At 56.0% G+C, this 24,305-nt stretch carries 21 protein-coding genes; 13 read left to right on the forward strand and 8 right to left on the reverse strand.

Features of this window, described 5'->3' with window-relative positions; all coding sequences use genetic code 11:
* The 4 genes from EEQ99_RS28685 to traI are packed head-to-tail and all read right to left on the reverse strand — an operon-like array spanning position 1 to position 2,278.
* Positions 1-300 (reverse strand): conjugal transfer protein TrbD, encoded by a 300-nt coding sequence (locus EEQ99_RS28685; RefSeq protein ID WP_127431482.1) that lies wholly within the window; start codon positions 298-300, stop codon positions 1-3.
* Positions 293-676: a TrbC/VirB2 family protein gene (locus EEQ99_RS28690; RefSeq protein ID WP_127431483.1), complete on the reverse strand. Its 384-nt coding sequence runs from the start codon at positions 674-676 to the stop codon at positions 293-295. Before EEQ99_RS28690 ends, EEQ99_RS28685 begins: the two co-directional genes overlap by 8 nt.
* Positions 666-1,643, reverse strand: coding sequence for a P-type conjugative transfer ATPase TrbB (gene trbB, locus EEQ99_RS28695; protein WP_127431484.1), 978 nt, complete (start codon positions 1,641-1,643; stop codon positions 666-668). Before trbB ends, EEQ99_RS28690 begins: the two co-directional genes overlap by 11 nt.
* A complete protein-coding gene (gene traI, locus EEQ99_RS28700) occupies positions 1,640-2,278 on the reverse strand; it encodes an acyl-homoserine-lactone synthase (protein ID WP_127431485.1) in 639 nt (212 codons plus the stop codon). Before traI ends, trbB begins: the two co-directional genes overlap by 4 nt.
* A 389-nt stretch (positions 2,279-2,667) precedes the next feature.
* Between traI and repA the strand changes: the two genes are divergently transcribed.
* The 6 genes from repA to EEQ99_RS28730 all read left to right on the forward strand — a co-directional run bounded on the left by repA (position 2,668) and on the right by EEQ99_RS28730 (position 8,780).
* Positions 2,668-3,858, forward strand: coding sequence for a plasmid partitioning protein RepA (gene repA / locus EEQ99_RS28705; RefSeq protein ID WP_087002812.1), 1,191 nt, complete (start codon positions 2,668-2,670; stop codon positions 3,856-3,858).
* Positions 3,859-3,942: 84 nt separating this feature from the next.
* Positions 3,943-4,938 (forward strand): plasmid partitioning protein RepB, encoded by a 996-nt coding sequence (gene repB / locus EEQ99_RS28710; protein WP_127431486.1) that lies wholly within the window; start codon positions 3,943-3,945, stop codon positions 4,936-4,938.
* Between the two features lie 156 nt (positions 4,939-5,094).
* Positions 5,095-6,339, forward strand: a complete 1,245-nt coding sequence (repC, locus tag EEQ99_RS28715) for a plasmid replication protein RepC (protein WP_127431487.1) — start codon at positions 5,095-5,097, stop codon at positions 6,337-6,339.
* 113 nt (positions 6,340-6,452) lie between these two features.
* Entirely contained in the window at positions 6,453-7,781 is a 1,329-nt protein-coding gene (locus EEQ99_RS28720; RefSeq protein WP_244604859.1) for a hypothetical protein, read from the forward strand.
* A gap of 178 nt (positions 7,782-7,959) precedes the next feature.
* The gene (locus tag EEQ99_RS28725; RefSeq protein ID WP_127431488.1) at positions 7,960-8,568 is read left to right on the forward strand and encodes a hypothetical protein; all 609 of its coding nucleotides are present in this window, start codon (positions 7,960-7,962) and stop codon (positions 8,566-8,568) included.
* Positions 8,565-8,780 carry a hypothetical protein gene (locus tag EEQ99_RS28730; protein ID WP_127431489.1) on the forward strand — a complete coding sequence of 72 codons (216 nt, stop codon included), beginning with the start codon at positions 8,565-8,567 and terminating at the stop codon, positions 8,778-8,780. The genes EEQ99_RS28725 and EEQ99_RS28730 overlap by 4 nt, the downstream gene beginning before the upstream one ends.
* A gap of 180 nt (positions 8,781-8,960) precedes the next feature.
* On the opposite strand, the gene EEQ99_RS35245 is transcribed toward EEQ99_RS28730, so the two are convergent.
* Positions 8,961-9,923: a DUF6602 domain-containing protein gene (locus EEQ99_RS35245; protein WP_244604860.1), complete on the reverse strand. Its 963-nt coding sequence runs from the start codon at positions 9,921-9,923 to the stop codon at positions 8,961-8,963.
* Between the two features lie 44 nt (positions 9,924-9,967).
* Positions 9,968-11,119: a site-specific integrase gene (locus EEQ99_RS28740; RefSeq protein ID WP_127431490.1), complete on the reverse strand. Its 1,152-nt coding sequence runs from the start codon at positions 11,117-11,119 to the stop codon at positions 9,968-9,970.
* A 188-nt stretch (positions 11,120-11,307) separates the two neighbouring features.
* Here EEQ99_RS28740 and EEQ99_RS28745 point away from each other — a divergent pair, with 188 nt between their 5' ends.
* Positions 11,308-12,438, forward strand: coding sequence for an RHE_PE00001 family protein (locus EEQ99_RS28745; protein WP_164735979.1), 1,131 nt, complete (start codon positions 11,308-11,310; stop codon positions 12,436-12,438).
* A 43-nt stretch (positions 12,439-12,481) separates the two neighbouring features.
* Here EEQ99_RS28745 and EEQ99_RS28750 read toward each other — a convergent pair whose 3' ends face one another.
* Positions 12,482-13,585: an XRE family transcriptional regulator gene (locus EEQ99_RS28750; RefSeq protein WP_244604861.1), complete on the reverse strand. Its 1,104-nt coding sequence runs from the start codon at positions 13,583-13,585 to the stop codon at positions 12,482-12,484.
* Between the two features lie 26 nt (positions 13,586-13,611).
* Positions 13,612-14,220 carry a hypothetical protein gene (locus EEQ99_RS28755; RefSeq protein WP_112849394.1) on the reverse strand — a complete coding sequence of 203 codons (609 nt, stop codon included), beginning with the start codon at positions 14,218-14,220 and terminating at the stop codon, positions 13,612-13,614.
* A 227-nt stretch (positions 14,221-14,447) separates the two neighbouring features.
* On the opposite strand from EEQ99_RS28755, the gene EEQ99_RS28760 reads away from it, so the two are divergent.
* From EEQ99_RS28760 to EEQ99_RS28785, 6 genes are all read left to right on the forward strand, one after another.
* Positions 14,448-15,806, forward strand: coding sequence for an anti-phage deoxyguanosine triphosphatase (locus tag EEQ99_RS28760; RefSeq protein WP_127431492.1), 1,359 nt, complete (start codon positions 14,448-14,450; stop codon positions 15,804-15,806).
* A 318-nt stretch (positions 15,807-16,124) separates the two neighbouring features.
* Entirely contained in the window at positions 16,125-17,930 is a 1,806-nt protein-coding gene (locus tag EEQ99_RS28765; RefSeq protein WP_127431493.1) for an ATP-dependent nuclease, read from the forward strand.
* Positions 17,915-19,690, forward strand: a complete 1,776-nt coding sequence (locus EEQ99_RS28770) for a UvrD-helicase domain-containing protein (protein WP_244604863.1) — start codon at positions 17,915-17,917, stop codon at positions 19,688-19,690. Before EEQ99_RS28765 ends, EEQ99_RS28770 begins: the two co-directional genes overlap by 16 nt.
* Positions 19,691-20,090: 400 nt before the next feature.
* Positions 20,091-21,506: a protein kinase domain-containing protein gene (locus EEQ99_RS28775; protein WP_127431494.1), complete on the forward strand. Its 1,416-nt coding sequence runs from the start codon at positions 20,091-20,093 to the stop codon at positions 21,504-21,506.
* Positions 21,503-22,651: an ATP-binding domain-containing protein gene (locus EEQ99_RS28780; RefSeq protein ID WP_127431495.1), complete on the forward strand. Its 1,149-nt coding sequence runs from the start codon at positions 21,503-21,505 to the stop codon at positions 22,649-22,651. Before EEQ99_RS28775 ends, EEQ99_RS28780 begins: the two co-directional genes overlap by 4 nt.
* A gap of 97 nt (positions 22,652-22,748) precedes the next feature.
* Positions 22,749-24,023: a hypothetical protein gene (locus EEQ99_RS28785; RefSeq protein ID WP_127431496.1), complete on the forward strand. Its 1,275-nt coding sequence runs from the start codon at positions 22,749-22,751 to the stop codon at positions 24,021-24,023.
* Positions 24,024-24,305: the final 282 nt, after the last annotated feature.

Here is a 24,305-nt window from a genome sequence, read left to right on the forward strand (position 1 = left end):
TCAGTACCGTCGCCACGGCGTAGTGGTTGCCTTGTAGTAGGGCTTGTAGGAAATGTGTCTGATATAGACTTGCCGCATCAGTGGGTCGGACTTCGCCATCATCCTGAGCAGCCCGACGATCACGACCCAGACAGTGACGCCGAAGATAGCCGAATAGGCCGTAAGCACGACGAAGATCAGGATCACTGCTGCAAGACCGGTGATCAGGACCAGCTCCCGGTCGGCGCCCATGAGCAGGTTCGGGCGAGAGAGCGCGCGATGGATGCGGTTACGCCGCAGGCCGGACAGGGACTCAGCCATGATCTCCCTCCCCTCCTCTGTTCGAACCAATTGACGTGATCTGCTCGTCGGTCAGCCCGATCGAAGCGCCGGTCGCACCGAACAGGCCGACAATGTTGGTGGCGCCGAGCAGGATGCCGGCGACAAGAACGACGTACACAAGTCGCCGCGAGAAATCGTTGAGCTCGCCGCCGAAGATGAGCATGCCGCCGGCGATGGCCACGGCTGCAAGCGCGATCGCACCCGCGACCGGGCCGGTTATCGATTCCTGAATCTGCTGCAGTGGCCCTTCCCATGGGAGGCTGCCGCCGGAACTGGCGAGCGCCGGCGCGACAGAGGCAAGAACGATTGGCGCCGCCGCGAGCGCGGCCGCGATGAGGGTATGCTTACGCGACATGGCGCGCCTCCTGTTCTTCAGTGGGCTGATCGGATTCGATCTCATACTGTCCGTTGATGAACCGCTCGACTTGAATGATGTCGCGAACCAGCCGCCCCCGCGGTGTCCGCTCGATCGAAATGACCAGGTCGACCGCCTCTCCGATCACCTCGTGCATCGGCTGCTGGCTTGCCTCGGCCGTCAGCTGTTCAAGCCGACGCAGCGCCGACATGGCGGTGTTCGAGTGGATGGTCGCCACGCCGCCCGGGTGGCCGGTGTTCCAGGCCTTGAGCAACGTCAGGGCCGCGCCGTCGCGAACTTCGCCAACGACGATCCTGTCGGGGCGCAGCCGCATCGTGCTCTTGAGGAGCCGCGCCATGTCGATCGTATCGCTGGTATGGAGGAGAACGGCGTTCTCGGCTGCGCACTGGATTTCGGCGGTGTCTTCGAGAATGACGAGGCGATCGTCTGGGGCGGATTTGACGATCTCTCGGATCACAGCGTTCGCAAGCGTCGTCTTGCCCGAGCCCGTTCCCCCGGAAATGATGATGTTCAGCCTCGTGGAAATGGCACTGCGGATCGTTGCGGCTTGGTATTCTGTCATCACGCCGGCGCAAATATAGTCTTCGAGCGGAATGAGGCGTGATGCCCGGCGACGAATCGCGAAGGCAGGCTTGGTGACAACGGGGGGCAACAGTCCCTCAAAGCGATGGCCACCGATTGGCAGCTCGCCGGAGATGATGGGCTGTTCCGTGTCGACCTCTGACTGCAGCGCGTGCGCCACTGTACCAATGACCATCTCGGCGGCAGCGGATGACATCTCGCCGGCGGGCGCAACGCCGTGACCTAACCGTTCGATGAACAGCTTTCCGTCTGGATTGAGCATAATCTCGACGACATTCACGTCATCCAGGGCAACACAAAGCTGATCGCCGAGCGCATCCTGAAGTTTGCGGACGAGCCGAGGGTGAGAGCGAAGCTGGTTCACGTATTTCTCCTTAGGCTGCCAGGCTGACAGGGGGCGAGTTCAGAACGGTAGTTGGAGGGGCGAAGCCTGAGGAACGTATCTGCGTCGGCGGATAGCGTGCCTGCTACGGCCATCGTCACGCCGATCTTCTTGGGTTCGCCTAAACGATGCAACTGCCACCCAACGCGAGCGAGGATCCGCTCAAACCGAAGATCGGTCACCGTAACAATCTCAGTGTACGCATTCGCCATGCACCATTCGATGATGCCAGCGAACATGGTGAGCGTCGCTTCATGGACCGAGCCGTCCGCCCTCCCCTCCGTGAGAGCCGTATCGACGCAGAACCGGGAACTCTCGATCATCGCGGCATGACCGTTGAGCTGACCGTCGGGGAGAAGCGAGGGGAAAACATCGGCTACCATCGTCGGACCAAGCGCCGGAAGAAGTCTCGCGCACCCAGCCAATTGGCCGGTCTCGGCGATGGCGAGAACATAGGTCGGTCGAAGTGCGTCAAAGCCATCGGACTCGTACCCCGCCGTTACGTCCACCTCCCAACCGAGGCGGTCGGAAAAAACCCGCGCACGTAGCTGGTAGTGGAGGTGAAGGAGGTGAGCCTCTTGAATCGTCCGGGGTGCTGAAAACGCGAGAACCTGCATGAACTTTCTCCGTCGTTGTTGGTGGCGGCGAAATCAGCACAGAATTGAATCGAGAGGCAGTTGTAGGATCCTACAAGTCGCACTCACGCGAGTCGGCAAGGAAAAGCGATAAGGGGTGATCGAGGGGGCCTTGCGCAGCCACATAAACGCGGGGCGCATTGTAGGATTCACAGTAAAACGGACCATGAACGCGGCGGGCCACCCCCCTAGCTAAATCCGTGAAAACGCAAGGAAAAGAAGCTATGGGTGTGCAACCCGTCGATTTTGCCTTAACCCTTTGTTAACCTTAATTCTCTTGCGGCTATCTGAGAATCGGGAGATAGTTGCGAAAATTATGGCTATGGGGCCATTTTTTCGAAAGTTCAGCCTCCCGGGAAATAGTTTGCAAAATGAGCCATCAGCAGCCTAATCGTTTTGATATCGAGATTGCCCAGCAAGGGGCAAAGATCTCAAACGCGTTGCATATGCTGCGCAGCCAACAGTATCCGCCAGATGCTCGCAAGGGACTGCGCAAGTTCCAATTGGGAGAGGTCGCTGACTTCATCGGGGTCACCCAAAGCCATCTTCGACAGATTCATTCGGAAGGTAAGGGTCCCGAGATAGAATCGGTCAGTGGGCGGCGCTACTACACGGCTGACCAGATGCTCGAGCTTCGTGATTATCTGGAGGCCAATAAAAAATCTGATAAGAGATACTACGTTCCCCGTCGTCGTGAAGGCGAGCCGATGCAGGTCGTATCGGTCGTGAATTTCAAGGGCGGGAGCGGGAAGACGACGACCGCCGCGCACCTTGCTCAATATCTCGCTCTCACCGGCCATCGCGTACTGGCGGTCGACCTGGATCCGCAGGCATCGCTGACTTCCCTGTTTGGAATCCAACCTGAACTCGATGATACGGCCTCCCTTTACGAGGCGCTTCGTTTCGATGATGAACGGAGGTCGATCGCGGAAGTCATCCAGCCAACGAACATTCCTGGCCTGGACGTGGTTCCTGCAAATCTGGTCCTGCAGGAGTATGAGTATGATGTTCCCCTGGCAATCTCCTCCAAGAAGGGTGAGGACGGCCGACTGTTCTATATGCGCATTTTCAACGCCCTGAAGCAGGTGGACGACAGGTACGATGTCGTGGTCATCGATTGCCCACCACAACTGGGATACCTGACGATCACGGCGCTTATGGCCTCCACAGGCATCCTGATCACTATCCATCCCCAGATGCTGGACATCATGTCGATGAGCCAGTTCCTGATGATGTTGGGCGGCATAATGGGGCCGGTCGCAGAGGCTGGCGCCGAGATGCGTGTCGAATGGTTCCGCTATCTTGTTACGCGCTTCGAGCCGACCGACATCCCGCAAGCGCAGATGGTCGGGTTCATGCAATCCATGTTTGCCCAACAAATGCTGCGAAATCACGTCCTGAAGTCGACTGCAATCTCCGATGCTTCGATAAAGAAGCAGACCTTGTATGAGGTCGAGCGGGGCGATTTCGTTCGTTCCACCTACGACCGGGCCATGGAAAGCCTGAACGCAGCCAACGGCGAAATCATGGAACTAATCCACGGCGCATGGGGGCGGAAATGACGCACTTGTCAGCCGTTTTTTTGCAGAGTTTTGTAAGACATTTCAAACCTTTGTCGACGTTGAAAGCGAGTTTGGAGGCTGGCTATGGCACGTGAAAATCCATTTGCAAAACTGGACATGGCTTCAATCGCGTCTAACCAGACACCGACGAAGCCTGGCTACGGTATGACGGGTGCAGCTAAGACTGTCGTTCGGTCGATCGAGGACTTGGCCGAGAATACCAAGAAGCTTATGGAAGGCGAGGTGATCGTGGACCTGGATCCACGGGTGATTGACGTTTCCTTTGTCGCCGATCGTCTTTCCGACGATGGCGAGGAGTACCAGGAGCTTAAGCAGGCGATTAGCGAGTCCGGCCAGACGACGCCTATTCTGGTTCGACCCAGTTCGTCAGATAGTCAACGCTTTATGGTTGTCTTCGGTCATCGGCGTTTAAGGGTCGCGAAAGAGCTCGGAGTTCCGGTCAAGGCAGTTGTCAAAAAACTGGACGACATCACGTCCGCTATCGCACAGGGGCAGGAAAATTCCGCTCGATCAAACCTGTCGTTCATCGAGCGTGCGTATTTTGCACAGAACCTGCTCGCGTCCGGAATGACGAAGGACGTGGTCAGATCTTCGCTGGCGGTTGATGAGGCAATGCTCTCCAAAATGCTAGGCGTGGTCGATGTGGTCCCTGCCCCGGTCATCAAGGCTCTCGGCGCGGCCAAGAAAATCGGCCGCGACAAGTGGTTGAGCTTGCGCCAGCTGCTGCTGACCCCTGCCCTTCTGAAGATCGCCACGGGCTATGTGGAAACGGCTGAGTTTCTGAAGCTCGAGGAAGAGGCGAGGTTCGATAACCTGCACGGGTATCTCACCCGGTACAAGAACAAGTCAGCGGCCAAGAATCCGAAAAGCCCGAGATCGTCGAAAGAATGGACGTCGAGCGATAGTTCGCTGAGTCTCACAATGAATGCCAGGTCAAAGAAGGTCGCGATCGAGCTTTCGAATGCGGAAGCCAAACCCTTCAGCGATTGGCTTTCTAGCCGCATGGATCATCTGTACGACGAATACAGGCAGTCCAAACCTGAATGCAACGGAGATTAGACCGCAAAAGAAAAAGGCCCCCAAACGGTAAACCGCGGAAGCCTCTCTCGTTATCCTTAGCAAGATCGAGAATCGCATTTCCCGGAATCACAGTCAAGAGTTTTGGCACCGATTTGGTGAGCGGATTTCCTTTGCCTGAAGAAAGGTGAAAGAAAAATGCAAACGAGACATGTAACGACGCCCTTTGGGCGGCGGCCGGCGACGCTTGCCTTGGTGAAAGGGCAATTGGCGATCGCGGCTTCAACACCAGGCACGCGTGTCGAAAAGTGGAAAGTATTTCGCGATGTGTGCGAAGCGAGGGAACGCTTTGGCCTGCAAGACAGAGCGCTTGCCGTTCTCGATGCGCTTTTGACGTTTTATCCCAATGGAGAGCTCGACGCTGAACATGGACTCGTCGTGTTTCCGTCCAATGCGCAGCTATCCGTACGAGCTCACGGGATTACGGAATCGACACTCCGCCGGCAGCTCGGGGCGCTTGTCGATGCCGGGCTTATCCATCGCCGAGATAGTCCGAACGGCAAACGTTACGCACATCGCAATCGAGAGGGGGAAATCGAGCAGGCATACGGTTTTGATCTAACCCCGCTCTTGGTTCGCGCCAGCGAGCTAGCAATCTTGGCACAGGACGTCGCCGCAGAACGCATGCGCTTTCGGAGAGCAAAAGAAACTCTCACGATATGCCGACGCGATGTCCGCAAGCTAATCTCGGCTGCGGTCGAGGAGGGTGCGTCGGGTAACTGGGGTAAGGTGGAAACGGCGTATATCGATATCCTCGCGCGACTTCCTCGCTATCCAAACAGAGTACAGGTCGAATTGGCTCTCGATGAAATGGAGCTTCTGCGCGAAGAGGCGCTCAACATTCTGGCAACTCAGCTAAATACTGAAGATTTGCTGGGCAATGCCATTCAAAATGACCGCCACATACAGAATTCAAAACCCGAATCCATCTATGAACTTGAACCTAGCTCTCGAAAAAAGCTGGCTGAAAGCCCGGCGGAAAGAGCTCAGACCGAGAGTGAGACGGAAGGACGTCCGAAGGCGAGGCCTGAGCCGATCAAGGCCTTTCCGCTCGGTATGGTTCTTCGTGCCTGCCCGCAGATTGCCGATTATGGTCCCGGCGGGCGCATAGAACAATGGCGTGAGCTCATGAAGGCGGCCGTCGTGGTGCGTTCCATGCTGGGTGTGAGTCCGTCAGCTTACGAGGAGGCCTGCAACGCGATGGGGCCGGAAAATGCTGCGGTGGCAATGGCGTGCATTCTCGAACGATCGACTTTGATAACTTCTGCTGGTGGTTATCTTCGGGATCTCACCAAGCGCTCTCAGCGCGGGGAGTTTTCCCTCGGGCCGATGCTGATGGCTCTTATGAAGGTCAATGACGAAGGAAAGCGAAGAACCGCTTAGTCGGACGTTAGAAGCTTCGTAGAAACCGATTCTGTTTGTTTCATCGGAACAGGCATAACTTGTCAGCCGTTTTTTTTCATGATTTCCTCTTCTGATACAGTGAGTTATTCGCGTTGAAGAACAAATTTCCAGCGGGGACCGGGGTGATGTGGAAGGCGAAGGAAAAGCAACTGAGTGTTGAGCAGATCAATGGTCATGTTGCGAAGAGGAACCGCTTGATCGTCGGTCGAGCACCCGAGAACACCGAAATGCTGTTCACGGCAGCCGAACTTTACGGTGCTATGGCGCAGTGCTCCAGCAGAGCGAAGATGGATCAGCATGCGGCGAGAGCTCAGGTTCAGATGTGCCGCCATCTCATCGCTAGGCACGTCGATGACAAGAATGATCGATTCGCTTTGTTGGATACTGCTCGGACCCTGAAGGACTATGTCGGAAAAGCCATGACCGGCCTCGTTGGTGACGGCATCGCCTATCTTCAGATGGTTCGAGATGGATACCGTTGGGTAGATCATTTCGAAAACCACGCCGTCCATGGCAAGCCGCCAACCACCCGGTCGCCGGACTATGTCTTCAGTCGCACAGGAGATCTATTCGTCGCCCTTGCAGAGTCCAAAGCGACCAAGGGAGCTTCCAGGGCCGCTTTCACAAAAACTGTTAGGGACGGATATCACGGACAAGTCGAGCCCTATCTGGGCCGCAAGATCGGCACCTGGATCGCGTCGCATGGCTATGCCGTCGGCAGCTGGATGAAGTCGGTGAAGAAGGCCGAGATATTCATCGACCACACGGTGAGTTCAGGTTCGTCATCCGGTAACGGGGAGGACCCTTCCGAAAATTCTGATCCGCGGAGCGTGCGGTTCGGCAGCTATTGCGGCGTCCTGACTCTCCTGTTTGGGCCTGACATCGGAGAGGCAGCGCGCGATCGCCGCTGGAGACCTTCCGAGCAGACCTTCACCACCGTTGACTGGCTTGACCGGACGTGGATCGTCGGAGAAGACGCCGAGTGGGAGACGTTGGTCGTCACTGGGGAAGAGCACCTGATTTTCAAATCGGGGGCGCTGCGATTTGTGAATGGTATGGCGCTGGACATGGAAGTTGCTCGGCGTGTCTTTGCTTTGATCGAGTCGAGCGAAGGGGATTTGGATCTCATGGGAGAGCTTCCGGAGTTCCCTGCGGATCTCATCGAGGCAGCGAAGCGTTCCGGAGGCGCAATCTTTCCGGACGGCTTTGCCGTTCTCGGTCGGGAGGAAGACTTGAGCCACTTTTCGCGGATATCGGTGAAGCCGCCGGCGCAGGCCGCGCCTGCGTTGGTTGAAATCGAACTCCCGGCAGACGCCTTGGTCGCTGAGGGAATTCGGCTGATGGAGGCTCGATTGCCTTCAAGCTCCAACGCGGATGTTGTTGAGGAGAACCAGGCGCGGCTATTCCTCACTCATGAATAGCCGATGGTGTTTGTCCGATCGCTGCTTCTGCCCGAATGTCACGAAGCCGGATCCCGCCTGCGAAGAGCCTAAACCTGACCGCCTATGCCAGTTGTTGTGATCATGCCCAGGGGCGGATTTTCGGGCAGCGTGTATAAATCGACGTCAATTGGAACCGCACGGAGGATCGAAGGCACCCATGACTGTTGAAAAGCCGCCGAGGAGCGGACCCAGCCCCGAAGAGCAAGCGCGCATTTACGCTCGACGTCAGCGTGAACGGTACCGTTTCGACTCCAGCAAGATCGCCCGCGCGGAAAATGTCTACGTGGCCTGGATCGACCTCATGGGAGCGGGACACCTTATGTCTGTTTCTCTGGAAAAGCCCGCCAACGCGCTGGTTAGACTCCACATGGCGGTGGAGCATGCAATAGCAAAGAAGACATCCATCGAGACGCTACCAATCAACGACGGGGTTTTCATTCTCTCCCAGCACAAATCTGACATTGAACAGGTCGTGAGGTCGGTGATGATCGATCTCTCATCGATATTCATTTCTACTCCTGACCCTCAGAACAAGGTCCTTCTTCGTGGCGGTATCGCCTTCGGTCCGGTCTACCGCGGCGAAGCGATCGCTGCGGGTCTCGCTGCCGGCAAACGCGAAAAGCACAAGGAGGCACTCAGCCGTGTCGCTTTCGGGCCGGCAATCATTCAGGCGTATAGAGAGGAGGGCGCCGCGCCACCTTATGGTATCGCAGTTCATGAATCTGCCCGCTCTTTCGCGCCGCCAGCACGACGCCTTTCCTTATGACCCACTGGTTGTGGTGGCTGACGCATCCGGATCTCGAACATCCGGACGGTGCCCCGCCGCTCACGGTCCTCAAGGAGGTTCTGTGCGGTGACCTCATCAAGCATTTCGCTTGGCTTCGCTCGACCCTGCTTCTGCATGGACTTCCCGCCGAAAAGCTGACGCAATGGGAGCAGATGGCGCAGCAGTATTTCAGACTGAGGGCTCCCTCGTGAGACCTGGAGCCGACCGGTGAAAGCTTTCTGGCGCACCTTTGTTATTTTGTTGTTCCTGACGCCTCCTTCAAGCGGCAGTGAATTCAGGAGCACGGTATGGATCGGTGCTACTGAAGTCCTGAAGAGCGGAAGCGCTGGAACCCTCAGACCTGACTTCAACCCTCGTCTCCTAAGCCTCGATCATGAAGGCGCGTCAGACTTGGCGCCCAGGATCGCCACGTCATTACCGTCCTTGAACTCGAACTGACGTTTGATCACCTCGGCTGGCCTTTCTTCGCTCGGGTCTGAAACATTAAGCTGCACGCCGTGTGAATAAGAGACGCGTGGCGTGGCCATGTATTTCAGCATGGGGGCCGTAAAAGTCTCAGCTTTGTGGGTCAGATCGAATAGCAAAGCGCAGAATAACGCGATGTGATCAGTCCCATTGGGTTCCGACGGTGCCACCCACATGAACTGGTTTGGTGCTCCAAAGTAAGGAACTGCTCGCAGCGTTGGTGAAAAACCTTCTTGGGAATAGACGCCTAGCCCCTGCTTGAGCGAAAGAACCAGATTGTGCCTGAGCTCCGCCGGGACAGGGGGAGTTGCCTCCTCGTACGCTTTCAAGATCGCTTTGTTGATTTCGTCTGGCGCGGTGGCTTCGCGGTCAGAATTTCGGATCTCTTCGCAGATCAGGAATGTAATCAGCTGCTTTTCATTACCTATAGAGCCGACGCGCGACGCTGGCCCAGTCCATGCGAGATGTTTGATCTGCTTTTGAGCGGCCAATTTCCTAAGGGTCTCGGGCAACTCGGACTTTGTCTGGCACGACTTTACTTCACCGATCGCACAGACGGCTTCGGCAGCAAAGAAGAGTTGATCATTATCGCTTTCAATCAATGGGGATTGCGCCGAATCGAAAATAACCACGTCGGCTTGGGTCGCAATGCTATTCTCGCTGTTGACAACGAAACCCGTCGAGATTGCCAGCCGATGCGGCACAAACGATCTCAGGAATCGCCGGACAAGCTTTTCCCGATGTAGACCAAATTCTCCACTGTGAAACGTCTTGCCATCTTCAAAAAAAACATCACGTGCGTGGTCAAGGAATTCATTCCGGAAGGATTTGATCTTTCCATCCAACACGGCATTGAGTACGGCTTTCATAAGTTCTTCCTGATTGATGGCTAACTATTAGCTTACGTTTTAAATCATGCCAAAAGCCGAGCAGCCTTCCCGCTCCGCCTTTCTGCGCTGTTGTAGTAGCTGGATGCTTGCTGCACAGAGCGGTGGCGCGACTGTTCCATGGCTTCTTGCAACGGGATACCTCGATTAGCGGCTTCGGTTAGATAGCCGGATCGCATGCCATGCGCAGAAAGTTCTATGGGATCCAATCCCGCCATTGCCGCCCGCTGCTTGATGATCGCATTGACCGACTGCGGATCGATCGCCCGCCGCGACACATTTCCCCATCGCCCAATCGCCCGAAACACGCTGCCGCTGTCGATCTTCGCGGCCACCATCCATGCATTCAGCGCCTCGACCGGCCGGCCGGTCAGATAGACGATATCGTCCTGCTCGCCGGAGGTCGTCTTGGTGCGGCCGAGATGGATGGCGAGAGAGGGGAGGAGGGCGCCATTCTCGACCGGAATCGGCGGCTCGACGGTCAACTGTTCGCGGCGCAGCCCGGCGATCTCGCTGCGCCGGCGACCGCCGGAGGCGAAGGCAACCATCAGGATCGCCCGGTCGCGCAGATCGCGCAGACTGTCGGTGGCGCAGGTCGACAGCAGTCTTGCCAGGACGTCGCCGGTGACCGCCTTGGCGCTCTTGCGAAGACGTTGTCTTGGCGCGGCTCGGATCGCCAGCCGAATGGCTGATTTGAGGGCAGGGGAGGCGAAGGCGCCGTCAAAACCGCGCCATTTGGTCAGCGTCGACCAGTTCGCCAGCCGCCGTCGCACGGTGGCCGGCGCATGTGGACCGACGGATTTGAGAAACCCTTGGCGCCTGAGGCTTTCGTCGACGTCGGCCGGCATACCGTGATCGGGTGCGGAAGCACGCTTTTCCGGATCCCAGAGGTGATGCGCGACGAATTTCAAAAGCAGCGCCTCGGGTGCTGGCCAAGGCAGCGACAATCCGGTCGCTGCCATCCCCCAGGCTTCCAGATAGGTCAGATCCGAGGTCAGCGCCCGCAGCGTGTTGTCGCCCATGCCCTGGTTGACCAGATGGCGCAGCGTCTCGACATCCTGATCGGTGAGCAGCTCGGCAAGTTCGTCGCGGCGCTCGATCGGCAGCACGGCGGCAATGGTGTCGAGCTCTTCGGCGCGGCGCTCGACGGCGGTCAGTGATTTTTTGGCTTTGGCCACAGGCGCTCCGAAAGGACGTTTCTGGCGGCCATGACAGCCTGCTTTGCTGGGATCCTTGCTGATTTGCGCCGTGAAATCAATCTACCATCGATAACCAGTACTTATCGATGGTTAGAAGGCCAACCTACCATCATACCATGTGAGGAACTACAATATTGATATAGAGTTCGTATAAGAAATCATTTACTATGATTTCAATGGCTTACGATCTTACGAAAATCAGCATGACTGCCTTGATGGAACCGGCTTTTCGCGCCGGTATCGAATTGGCGCGTCTGGACGAGCGCATCGCCCGCTCGCCGGTCGGCCAGGGGTGGATCGAACGCCAAAATTTCGCCGATGCCTGCGCCTCGCTGTGGATCGACGGCGAACTCGTTCATCTCGAAGACCTCGTCCTCCACGACCACACCCGCGATATTCGCACACCCACCCATGAGCTCACCATCGCCCGCGACGTGTTGCGCACCCGCTGGCGCATTGCCGGCCAGCCACCGGGCTGGGCGTTATCGCCGGACGGCCTCCGCTCGCTCCGACAGACCTCGGAGATTGGGTCGGGCGGCGGGGACGAGGCGACGACGGCCGGAGTTATTCGGGCGGCGGTCGCGATCGACGCGGAAGGGGAGGGGGATGATGGTGACGACGTCAAAGATCTGCCCGGCGTCGATTATGCCGCGATCGATGCGCTGCTCGCGCGCTCTGACGCCGCGATCGAACGAGCCAAAAAGCCCGGCCGGGCTCCGGCCGATCCGCTGGTCTATGATCTCGATTGGGACGAGGACGAGCGGCTGGAGGAGTGGCGTGAAGTGTTGCGGCAACTAGAACATCTGCCGGCCGTGCTGCAGGCGATCGTTGCCCTGGATGGCTGGAACGAACTTTCGGTGCTTCAGCACGCGCCATGGCTCGGCCGGCTGCTTTCCGCATCCATTTTGCGCCAGGCCGGCATCATTACCGGCGCCCATCTTGCCGCCGTCAATCTCGGCCTCAAAACCATTCCGGTCGATCGGCGCCGGCATCGCGACCGAGAAACCCGGCTGCTCGCCATCGCCCACGGATTTCTGGCGGCCGCCGAGATCGGCATGAAAGAACATGACCGGTTGACGCTGGCGAAGACGATGATGGATCGGAAGCTGGACAGGCGGCGAACGTCTTCGAAACTGCCGGAGCTGGTGGAACTGGTGATGGCGAAACCATTGGTGTCGGCCGGCATGGTGGCGAAGACGCTCGACGTCACGCCGCAGGCGGCGCGGCGGATCGTTTTGGAGCTGGGCCTCAGGGAGATGACGGGGAGGGGGAGGTTTCGGGCGTGGGGGATTCTCTGACGAGTCTTTTGTCTGCTGTTTGTCGTCTTTGATGAGACCCAAGCTACCTCATGGCAAAGGGGATCACATTGTCACTTTCATCATGCGCGACCGGCGGTAACTGTAGTCCCGATACACTGGCAAACATCATATCATTTAAACCCGCCTCGTAAGCCAGCCGCCTCACTGCACCTGGAAAAGCTTTCTCAAGTTCCATCATGGCGGTTTGGAGCAATTCGGGTTCTTCGGCAGGAATTTTATCGTCGTAGCGCTCAGACTTTTTCTGGCCCGTTTTACTGAGGTGGATATAGCCCGTGCGATACTGGTCCGCAGAAATAATATTGAGATCATACGCTCGACGTATGATTGCAGCGGCAGACACTTTCCACCGCAACTTCATATCATATATTGCCTGCCAGTTTAGATTTCGCGCTCGACTGAACTCATGGATAAACGATGACCGAGGCAGCAGAAAAGCACTCGCGAAGCGATTAGCTTGCCCTTCAGTTACCTTGTCGCCCGTTTCGATGCCCCGGTGCATGACCAAATGTCCGCACTCATGTGCTAAGTCAAAACGTAGTCTAACAGCGGCGGGTTTGGCCTCACTTCGTATGATAAGTGGGCGAGGACGATCTATTGAAAGTGCATCAACCCTCTCCGAAACGCCGTTGAAGAAGCCGACCACGGCCCCAGCATTCTCCACAACGCGCATCATGCTAGAGATCGGACCCGAACCAAGTTTCCATACGCCTCTAGCAGCGTCTGCTGCTTCCTCTATCTCAGAAGCAGTATGGGCTTGGACGTCAGGAAAGGAAACTTGCGGCAGGTCGAGTTCCCGATCCAACGAGGCTACAAACTTGTCGAGCAAGGTGCCACGCGCTATGACTTGGCTGACAACGGACATTGGCGTGGTGCGCTGTTTGCGGAAATGACACTGCTCTGGACGCACGCTCCCCTTCAACGCCATGTAAAAAAACTGCGTGGTTACGCCGATCGCGGCGGCCAGCGCGTCAGTCATCTGTCCAGTAGGCAGTTTTGTGCCTTGCTCTAACTGGTTCAAATACTGACGTGTCGCGCCAACTCGCGCGCCCAGATCATCAAGCGTTAAACCTTGGGCAACGCGTGCTAGGCGCAAGCGCTCCCCTTCGAAAGTCAGGTGGTCAGGCATTTTGGTCTTCCGTCAGACTACCAGGCTCAGGAGCCGGTGGCACCGTCATCGCGCTTACGGTCAGAACGGACACCAACGGACGGCGGATCCAGTTTGACGATCTCCGAGGCTTCTCTACCCACTGTGCCCGTAAAGCCAAGGGTGCTATCAAACGGGACATTCCAATTCAGTACGGCAGTCTCTCCGTGAAACCCGACAAAGCTGACAGCAAGAACCGCGCCGTCAACGTCCGTTTCGACTGCGAACCGATAGGCCAAATCCTGTGCTTTTTCGTCCCGAAGGAATAGAAGGCCCAGCTGATTGAGTTCGCCAAAACTCTGTCGAAGTGTTCGAGATGTCGGTTCATCCGGCATCCCTTTATAAATCCGGACTGGGACTTCCCCAATTTTGAAAACCAACTGAAGAGTCCGGTCAATTACGGACAGCCAAGGATAACTTCCACCATCTGCAGCATTGAGAATGCGGAAACGGCCAAATTGGAACGCGCGGCAGCCGTGGGTCCAGCTATTATCACCGGCAGCTTCGTCATAACGCTCCAGCGCCGAATGTCGCCCATCAACAATCATGGACGCGACGGCGCAGAGCCTCTCCTCAGTGAGATCTGGATGATAGTCCCAAGGGGTGAGTTCCGTCAAAGCCGTCTCCTCTCTCTGTGTTCCCTATAATGGGCATTTCCGTGATTCTGTCAACTAGCCTTGGATTTGTAAACCGGGACATATTTTCTCCCCCAGCTACAGCGTTTTCAAGCTTGTTGGGCTTGACGCAAATTGAAAAGCGCAGTCTCTGGCTGAGCGAGCTGTCGTTGGAAGTATATGCTTCCGATTGTGGTCGCTGTATCAAAAGCTTGGGTGGGTGGGAGTATATGGATCATTGGCAGATCAGAAAAAGCGAATGGACACCGCAGCCAGAAGACGCACGCGGACCGTTCGATGTCGACTACGCGAGGATTGTGCATTCAGGCTCGTTTCGAAGGCTTCAAGGGAAGACCCAGACACTAAATCTCGGCGATAGTGATTTTTATCGCACGCGCCTGACGCACTCCTTGGAGGTAGCTCAGATCGGCGCCAGTATCGTACGGCAATTGGCGGCGGCGAAGACGCACAACGCGCACGACTTCCTGCCACCTACAAGTCTAATCCAAGCTATCGGTTTCGCTCACGACTTAGGTCATCCACCATTTGGTCACGGGGGTGAGGTCTCGCTAAATTTTTGCATGCGTAACAACGGCGGCTTCGAAGGCAATGGCCATACGCTACGCATACTCTCGAGACTGGAGAACTTTTCGGAAAAGCATGGCGCGGATCTGACGAGGCGGGCCCTCCTGGGAATTCTGAAATATCCAGTCAGCTTCAAAGAGGCTGCAAATCCAGAAATTAAGCCTAAAATTGACGCTGCGCCCCAGTCGATCAGGGTGATCAACAGAGAAAGCTCGAAACCACCGAAATGTTATCTTGATAGCGAGCGCGAGGTCGTAGATTGGATCCTAGAACCGCTTAGCGACGAGGACCGGGATCTATTCATCAGTGTTGATCCCGAGCTTGTTGATGCAAAAGGAAAGGCCAAGCATCGGAAACCACTTCATAAGTCATTGGATTGCAGCATTATGGATGTGGCCGACGACATTGCCTATGGCGTGCACGATTTGGAAGACGCGATAGCAATGGGTTTGGTGTCTGAACGCGATTTTCGGGAAGCTGTTAACGAAAGCGCGTGCGCGCCGTTCTTGAACTCGTTGAATGAGAAGTACTCGCTCGCTAACTCGAATGACGTCTACGAGTCCGTCATGAGAGCTCTGTTCGGTCTCGGGAAAGAGCGGAAGCACTGCATCGGCCGGCTCGTTCATCATTTCGTCACGCATATCGAAATTACTGAGCTTGAAGATTTCGAAGAGCCGTTGATCAGGTACCGCGCAAAACTGCACGCTCCGCAACGCATTTTCCTGGATGCGCTCCAGGCGCTTATCGTTACCAAAGTGATCAGGAGTGCCGAGGTTCAACATCTAGAGTTCAAGGGGCAGAAAATGGTCGTATCTGTTTTCGAAGCGTTCGCATCTGACCCGAGGGCTTTTTTGCCAGTTGATGCATATAGCGATTTTGTTAGGGCAGAAGACGGTGCCCGGGTAATTTGCGATCATGTTGCGGGTATGACTGACAGCTTCCTACTGAAGACCTACGACCGTCTATTCAGCCCACGTATGGGGTCCGTCTTCGACAAACTATAATCCGAAATCTTGCGAACGCGGCGTTCCCGCCGCGTTCGCCTCGAAGCTATCCATCGCTTAAGAGAGGACGTAAAACAGAGGTTTCCGAGCCCACTTCGCTACCCCATTCGTGCTTGGATAAGCGGTGCCGGTTAAGTCGCCAAGCGTTCTACCAATCGAAAGCGATATTCGGCGCCGATCGGTATCAAACTTAGTGTTGCAAATTGGATCGCCTGCAGAACTCTGAGCCGGTGCGAGCATGATAAACACACTTGTCTTCGTCGTGCCCCTAATGCAACCTTAAATCGTTGAGTTCAGCCGAGATTCAGACGGGGGATCATGCGAGTATCTCGAATAGTGATCCAGAATTTTCGCACGTTCGCGTCACTCGACGTGAATGTCGCGGATGATCTGTGCTGTATCATCGGAGAAAACAATACTGGCAAGACCGCGATCCTCCGCGCAATCCAAATTTGTCTAGACAACATGCTGCCGTCGAGTTTCCGGGCGCTGATGCGAGAGGACATCCACTTCGCGATCGATATCGCCCAGCCCAGCCAGGTTTTGATAGGAATCGAACTGGCTGGGTTCGAGGGACGGGTGAATGAAGAGGCGCTAGTTAGTACCTGGAAGACGGCTGCGGACCGCGCGCGTATATTCTACCGCTTCCGTCCGCGGCCAGCTGTCCGGGAGCAGCTTGTAAGTGGCGACATCTTGCCCGGGGCGCTGACCCTTGAAGATTATCAGTGGGAAATCCGCGGTGGCGGTGACCCTGCCATCGACCTAACGGAGATTGCCTGGGATGACGACGGGATCGGCGAGTCGGTGCGCTTTGCAGATCTGCAATCTTACCTCCTTGTTCATCTGCCTGCGCTCCGCGATGTCGAGAGCGACCTGCGTAATCCGCGCCAGTCGCCACTCATCCGTCTGATCGAGGCGTTCGAGATCGATGCGGCCGAGCAGGATGCCCTAATTGCCATCCTCGACGAGGCCAACCAGGCGATCGCGAACTCGGCGACTATTGCCGAAATAGCAGGAGCAATTGACGCACGGTTCAAGGATGTCTCTGGCCCCGCGTTTGAGATGGACGCCACTCTCGGCCTCTCCGCTGCGACCTTCCGCGCGATCATACGCAACCTGAAAATCATTCTATCAGACCTTTCACTCACCTCGTTCGAACCTGGCCGCAACGGTCTTGGGATGAACAACATTCTCTATATCGCGATCCTGATGGAATACCTGCAGCGGCGGATCGCGCTCAACCGCTCGGCCGGCCAATTGATACTGATCGAGGAGCCAGAAGCGCATCTTCATCCTCAATTGCAGTTCTCGTTGATCGCGGCACTGCGCGCGATCAACGTGCAGACCATCTTGACCAGTCACAGCACCCAGGTGACCTCTCAGGTTCCATTGAGCAGCATTGTATCTCTCACCAAGCGCGAGGACGCGACTATCGCTGCCGGCAATCTCGCGCTCAATGCCGCGCTGACCGCGCCAGAAATTGCCGATCTCGAACGCTACCTCGACGCAACCAAGAGCGCCTTGCTCTACGCGCGCAAGGTCATGCTAGTCGAAGGTCCAGCCGAGATGTTCCTGATCCCGGCGATGATCGAGCAAGTGTACGGCGTGAAGCTTGAGCGGGTCGGCATCTCAGTAATTGCGATTCATGGCGTCCACTTCGACGTCTATGCCAAACTGTTCCGCGCGGGATCGCTCGAGAAGAAATGCGCCATCGTCGCCGATGCTGACATGAAGCCGTCCGACGCCGAGGACTTCGATCCGGAAACCCACGCGCCCGATTTGGTGGCACTGGAGAACGACTTTGTGTCCACTTTTGAGGGCGCCACCACCTTCGAACGCGAGTTGGTATCGCTCGGGCGCCTGCCAATGCTGATCGAGACCGTCCGCGCTCTCGGCGCGCCGCAGATCCTTGCACAGATGGAGCAAGGGTTCGCAACGCTTGCGCTCGGGGGACTGAGCCCCGCCGACGAGACAGCGCTACGCATTGAGCTTGGCCGTATCACGCTCAATACCGCCAAACGTTTTGGTAAGGCGCGTTTCGCGCAGATAGCTGCGCGCTACGCCCACCTCGCGACCGATCTGCCGACCTATATCGAGGAGGCATATGAGTGGCTTACCGAATGATCCGGCTGACACCGGAACAGCGCGAGGCCGTCGAATACGACGGCAATCTGCTTCTCACTGCGTGCCCGGGAAGCGGCAAGACGCGGGTCATTCTCGCCAAGCTGCTGACGCTGGCCGATCAGGTTATCGGTACGCCACAGTTCATCGGCTGTATTACCTACACCAATGCTGCAGTCGACGAGATCGAGACCAGATTGCGCACCTACGGCAATAACGCGATCGCAGACCGCTGTGAAATCTCCACGATCCACGCTTACTGTCTGCAATTCATTCTTCGTCCCTATAGCTGGCTGTTACCCGAGGTTCCGGCGTCGTTTCAGGTGCTTTCCCGGGAGAACAGTCAGTTTGAGCAGATCGTAACGTCGGTCGAGGACGCTTTCGGTCGCATGCCCGTCGGGCAGGTGTTCGAGGATTATGAATCTCTTCGCATCGACGTGAACGGCGGCCCCTGCGGCCAAGGGATCGAGACAGGGATTGTCACTGACGAATCTGCCGCGCTCTATTGGGAGCGGGTCCGCGCCCACGGATACCTCGATTTCGCGATGATCCTCTATTATTCATGGAAGATTCTCGAACAACATCCGTTCGTCGGGCGCGGCATCGCGAGCCGCTTTGCTTGGCTGCTTATCGACGAATTTCAGGACACCACGGACATCCAGATCGCCATCTTCGGAGCAATCCAGGATTTCCTTCACACGCGCTTCTTTCTTGTCGGTGACCAGAATCAGTCAATCATGCGCTTCGCAGGTGCTCGTCCGGAACTCGCCGATCAGTTTGGAGATCAGATCGACGCGCACCGCGACACATCCTTGACCGGTAACTTCCGATGCGGGCCGGCGATTGTCGGCACGGCATCAACACTGATCCCGACCGTCCCGGGGATGCACTCGGCGGGCGATGCTGCCCAAGTAGCGGCGCAAGTGAACTACGTTCATGTCGGCCAGCCGATTGACGCCATCACCGACTATTTTCTGCCCGCACTGCAGGATGCAGGCATCCCGCTCGGCAAGGCCGCAATTCTTGCGCCATGGTGGACGCATCTCATCCCCGTTGCCCGCGCCCTCCGAGAATTAGACGTGCCTGTCTTCGGTCCGGGTGCACGGCCCTATAAACGTCGGCGACTGCTTGCCGGGCTTGCCGAGCAACTCGGAGCCTGCGCAGAGGCCGGCAATTATCTCGGAGTCCCGGGTGTCGAGCGGGCGCTGTTTCGGCTCATCGGCGACCTCACCGGTAACTCGCGCTATGACATGTTCAGCTATCAGGGGCGCCGTGTGGCGCTTGGCTTGATCTATCTCGCTCGCGCACTTGCTGAAAAGCATCCCGGCGGCGGCGTTTGGCTGCGCGCCATCGCCCGTGAGGCTGGTGACTATCTCGAACACGAGGAATGGTTGCCGGGCAGCGCCAAACAGCCGCTGATCGATTCCGCCGAGGAAATGCTATCCGACATGAAGGCCAGCAAGGTTGATCTCGCGAATCTGCTAATCTCTGATATGGGCCTGTTCGCCAATCCCGAGCAGGCGCTCAAGCTAATGACGCTGCACAATTCTAAGGGACGCGAATTCGACGGCGTTGCCCTGATCTGCATGAACAATGGTAGTATCCCGCATTTCTCGACATCGACGCAGGAGGCGTATGACGAATCTCGGCGGTTGTTCTACGTCGGCCTGACCCGTGCTAAGCGCATCCTACTCGTCGCGTCCGATCAGTCCCACTGGAGAAACAAGCCGACCACCTTCATCGCGGAGGCTGGCCTTGGATGAGACTATGCTTCTTACGGGTTTGATTGTCGGTTGCGGTCGGCCGCTTCTTAGAAGTAGGTAGCCACACGGACTATCTCCAACAGGCGCTATACCACCCGTCGGCGTAAGACGAACTGACGGCCCTCGTTTTGCAGTCGCAGTCGGGTAATCTGGACGTTCATATTAAGTTCGTCCATATCGTTCAATCCGAGTGATTTCGTCAGCCGCAGGAGACAGCTGGTATGATTCTCCCTTCATGACAACGATCGTCCAGGAGGGATTAGCGACGGATACTAAATTTATTACAGTCTCGGCGTGCGATAATCTTGCCGAGACCCTGTATTTGTTCGATACAAGCAGAGCGTTAAATTGAGATTCGTGAGGCACTGATTAGTGCGTCGGTGGGTGGGGAAGTAATCCGATGGACAGTGCACAGGCGAAAATCTTCGCCGAAGGATTTATTGGGAACAGCGTTGGCGGTTGGGCTATCGATGGCATTCTAGGAAACGGCAAGTCTGCCGTTGTGCTTTCAGGTGTTAGAGACGGTGTCGAAGGCGCCGTAAAAATATTTCATCCCGAGCTAATCGAACGCTACGGGAGGGCTGTTCAGCTGGAGCGTATCAACCGCGAACGACAGCTAATTGGCAAAAGGCATCCTCATCTGGTCAGGATATTGGAAGGTGGGGAGTGCGCTGCCACCGGCCACCTATTCGTCGTTATGGAACGCCTGCCTTTCAAAAACTTTCATCAGGTTGGGTCATCAATTCCGCCTGAGAATTACGGAACCCTTGTCTCACAGATAGCTTCCGCAGCTCGGTTTCTCGAAGACCTTGGCTTGGCTCACCGGGATGTCAAACCAGAGAACATCGCGATCAGTGATGACTTCAGTCGCGCCATTCTCCTCGATCTAGGTGTACTACTTCCGATAGGGGTCTCCAACCTGACTGATGCAGATCAACGGCCATTCATTGGTACTCTGCGCTACAGCTCCCCGGAATTCTTGGATCGCAAGGAGAAAGATACGATAGAGGGTTGGCGGGCCGTCACCTTTTATCAGATGGGCGCGGTGCTGCACGATCTGCTGATGAAGAAGCCGATTTTCGCGGACGTGAGCGAACCCTTTACTTTGCTGGTTGATGCGGTCCGCGGAACGACGCCTAACATTAGCGGCGGCGAGCCCCGCCTAATGTTCTTAGCTCGCCGTGCCTTGGTCAAGAACCCCGAAGTTCGTCTGGAGATGCTAAGTTGGAGTGACTTCGAGGACGCCGCCAAGCCGGAGAATGTCGACGCCGAGGCACGCAAACTGTCTATTCTGGAACGGCAGAAGCTCGCAAGGGCTAACATGTCGACGGCCAGCTTGGCAGACGCGGAGAGACGACGTTTGTTCTTGCAGAGGATGGACCAGTTCGCTCAGCAGCTCGACACACGCTTGGCTTCTATCCTTGCGGAAGCTGCATACTTCCCTCTTCGGAGATCCGATATCTTTGAGGCTGAGAACGACAGTCGTGAAATTATGCTTTCGTTCAGTGCGGATGAAGCTAAGGGTATGGAGTTTCCGCTCGCCCTAAAATTTGTGATCTCGAACCTGGACGACAATGAAGGCACTCCGCAGTATGTCATTCGTTACAGCGACGCGCTTTCTTCTAGGGCCATCGAAGCATCCGAATTGAACCACCAGCGCACGATTTTTAAAGGTTCTGAAGAGGATTTGTACAGCAGCTCACTGCTTCAGGCTGTGCTTCTTGAGACATTAGAAAGCTATTACACCAAAATTGAGACAGGGTCGGTTGCTGGCGATGCGATCCACTTTCTATCAGCGGAAGAGAACGGCATATGAGCACTTGGTGGAAAGACGACACTGATCTTATCGACGAGCAAATGGCAATTCTCGACATCGCCGCCGATGAAAGCATTTTGATTCAGGGCCCACCAGGTAGCGGCAAAACCAATCTCCTGCTGCTCCGCGCGAATTATCTGGCGTTAGGTGCATCCCCGAATTTGCAGGTCGTTGTCTTCGGCTCGTTATTGAAAAGCTTCATTCAAATCGGCGGCGCACAATATAAATTTCCTGTCGAAAGGATCACCACTCATGCGAGGCTGTTCAACGATATCCTGCGCGAGAACGGTAAGGGTTTCGATGCAAGTGGCATGGACTTGGAGCAAGCCCGTCAGCTGAGAGCTGATGGCGTCCAGGCATTGATCAACAGCGGTAAGGTCACGAAGCTATTTGATGCGCTTTTGCTGGACGAGGCACAGGACTATACGCCTCAAGAGATCAAGATATTCGCTGCGTTGACGAAAGTCCTGGTTGCGGCAGCTGATGAGCATCAACAGGTGTTCGAGGTTGACAGCTGCTTTGCTGAGCTTGAGGCAGCAACCACCATAAAGCATGGTCTTAACTATCATTTTCGGAACGGTCGCGATATCTGCAGTATCGCAGACGCCATACTCGCAGGCTATCCGTCACACGTTCCGTTAAGGCCCAATGCGCAGTACGATGAGCTGGCATATCCTGTGAAGGTCACCACCAAGTCAGATCTTTCGATTGCGGAACAGGCACAAGCCATCGCAGACCAGATCGCCGATCAGCTGGTGGCGTATCCGGGGGAGAAGATCGGTGTTCTTTGCCCTAAGAATGAAGACGTTCTGCTCATCGCGGATCATCTCGCAGGCTTGGGTTTTGCGTCCCAACTGACTATCTGCAAAAGTGATGAGTTTGATCCGCAAGCTCCGATCTGGCTGTCTTCAATGTCGGCGGCAAAAGGTCTTGAGTTTCGATGCGTGCACATTGCCGGGCTCGATAACCTCTCACGTATGGGTGGGGTTCAGAAGCGACTTGCTTATACAGCCGTGACGCGTGCCAAAACGGCGCTGAGCTTTTACTACGATAAAAAAATACCGGCTTATCTCGACGGCGCTATCAGTGTTGTAATTCCTCGTAGTAAGATCGTTACAAAGGCTCGTATTTTTGGCAAGGAATGAGACAATGTGGACAGCGTCCTTATCTAGACGAGAGTTTCTGGAGGTTTTTGCCTCTGGAACCTCCGACGCTGTCATTGAGAGATCGAGACGCTTAGACTTGAAAGCGGTTTTGAAAGAGGAAACCGGCGGTGTGACGGTCGTCTGGGGGCAACAGCCCTTGAATCAGATGTCGTTTCCAAATTTGGCAATTGCACGCGAAGGCGAGATTAGCGACTTGCTGGCTGCTCTTAATGCCAATCCAAACGCCGTTTCCCCTTTCTCCGCTTTTTGTCGGCTTGTCCCGTTCGAGGCCGCAAGAGCATTTCTCGATGCACCACGCGGCGATTCTCATTTAGTGACGTCCGTCGTCATCGACGCGGTCGCGATGCTTTCACTCGTCGAAGTCCAACTCCACTCAGAAGGAATAATGAAATTGCGACAGGCAAGCCCCGCCGCCTGCCGCCGCACGCTCAGCTATGTTTGGGCGCGGGCGCTGAGTGCGGGAACCCCGGAAAGCCAGCTGCCATCGCTTCCAGACAAATGGCTCGACATATATGAAGTTTTGAACGGTGGCGTCCTGGGTGATTTGGTGCCCTCCGTATCGAAGCATGCACTCGCAGTGCTTCGGGTGGCGGCAAGCGTCTTTCACGAAAAGCAATCGACTTCGGTGGTGCAGAAGCTCACCGAGGCTCTTGTCCGTTCGGATCGTGTCGAACTCGATCAGGCCTGGAGAGACATTTCCGCCAAGGTCGGTATTGATGTTTCGTTGGAAGGAATTTCAAAAGCTCCACGGGAGGAGCGAGGCTCCTTGCTGCAGAAGTCTTTGCAGGATCAGGGTTTAAGTGCGAGCACAGAAGACCGCGACGCAGCGCGGGGTTTTCTGGCAACTCAAGTGGCACCGAACTCCCTTGATCATATCGATATCCTCATGACAAGAAGCGGTCCCGGAGCCGCATTCTGGTACGTATTTTTCGCGACTTTGCAGAGCCCTCTCGCATTGCTGAGTGCGTTTGGCGGAATCGGGCGTCGACTTAGCCGCGACATACACGATGTCGAAAGCTTCGACATGCCTCCCAAGGCAGATATCGGGTTTGAAGAGTTTAAGGTTCTTTCCCGATTTGGAATGGACGACCTTGGCCGCAAGATCGGTCACTCTAACCAGATCGAAGTCGAGTTGCTACCGTTGGTCACGGCAGCATTTCGATTTGGTCGCACGCAATCTGCAAAGCCAGCATCGTCGAGCGAGCTATTCGATAACCCGGTACCGGAAGAAGTGATCTCAAATCTGCAGCTGATTTCCTCGATCGTCAATGAGACGATGGCCAGCCTTAAGTCGAAACCGAATCTAGAAAAAACTTCTAAGCCGAGGCGAAACCGCAAACCTTATTACTGAGGATGTCGAACCACTAGAGTTTATTTCTATATATTAAACCCCTATAGCGTGCGCTCTGGGGCATCCGACACCTTATATGATCACAGGCGCAGGCCGCAGCAGAGTGTTTGCGGACGGGGAGATAGCCCCTCCGATTGCGGAATGTGCTGAATGCTCGGAGCCGCTGAGAGACAAACGAGATCTGTGTCCGTGGTGTTCTATCGATGACCCCAACGATTAGCGAGCCGCCGCAAACAATCCTTTCAGGATCCTTGATCATTTTGGGCTGCTTGAGGAATATGT

The organism is Rhizobium anhuiense, from assembly GCF_003985145.1.
Classification (GTDB): Bacteria; Pseudomonadota; Alphaproteobacteria; order Rhizobiales; family Rhizobiaceae; genus Rhizobium; species Rhizobium anhuiense.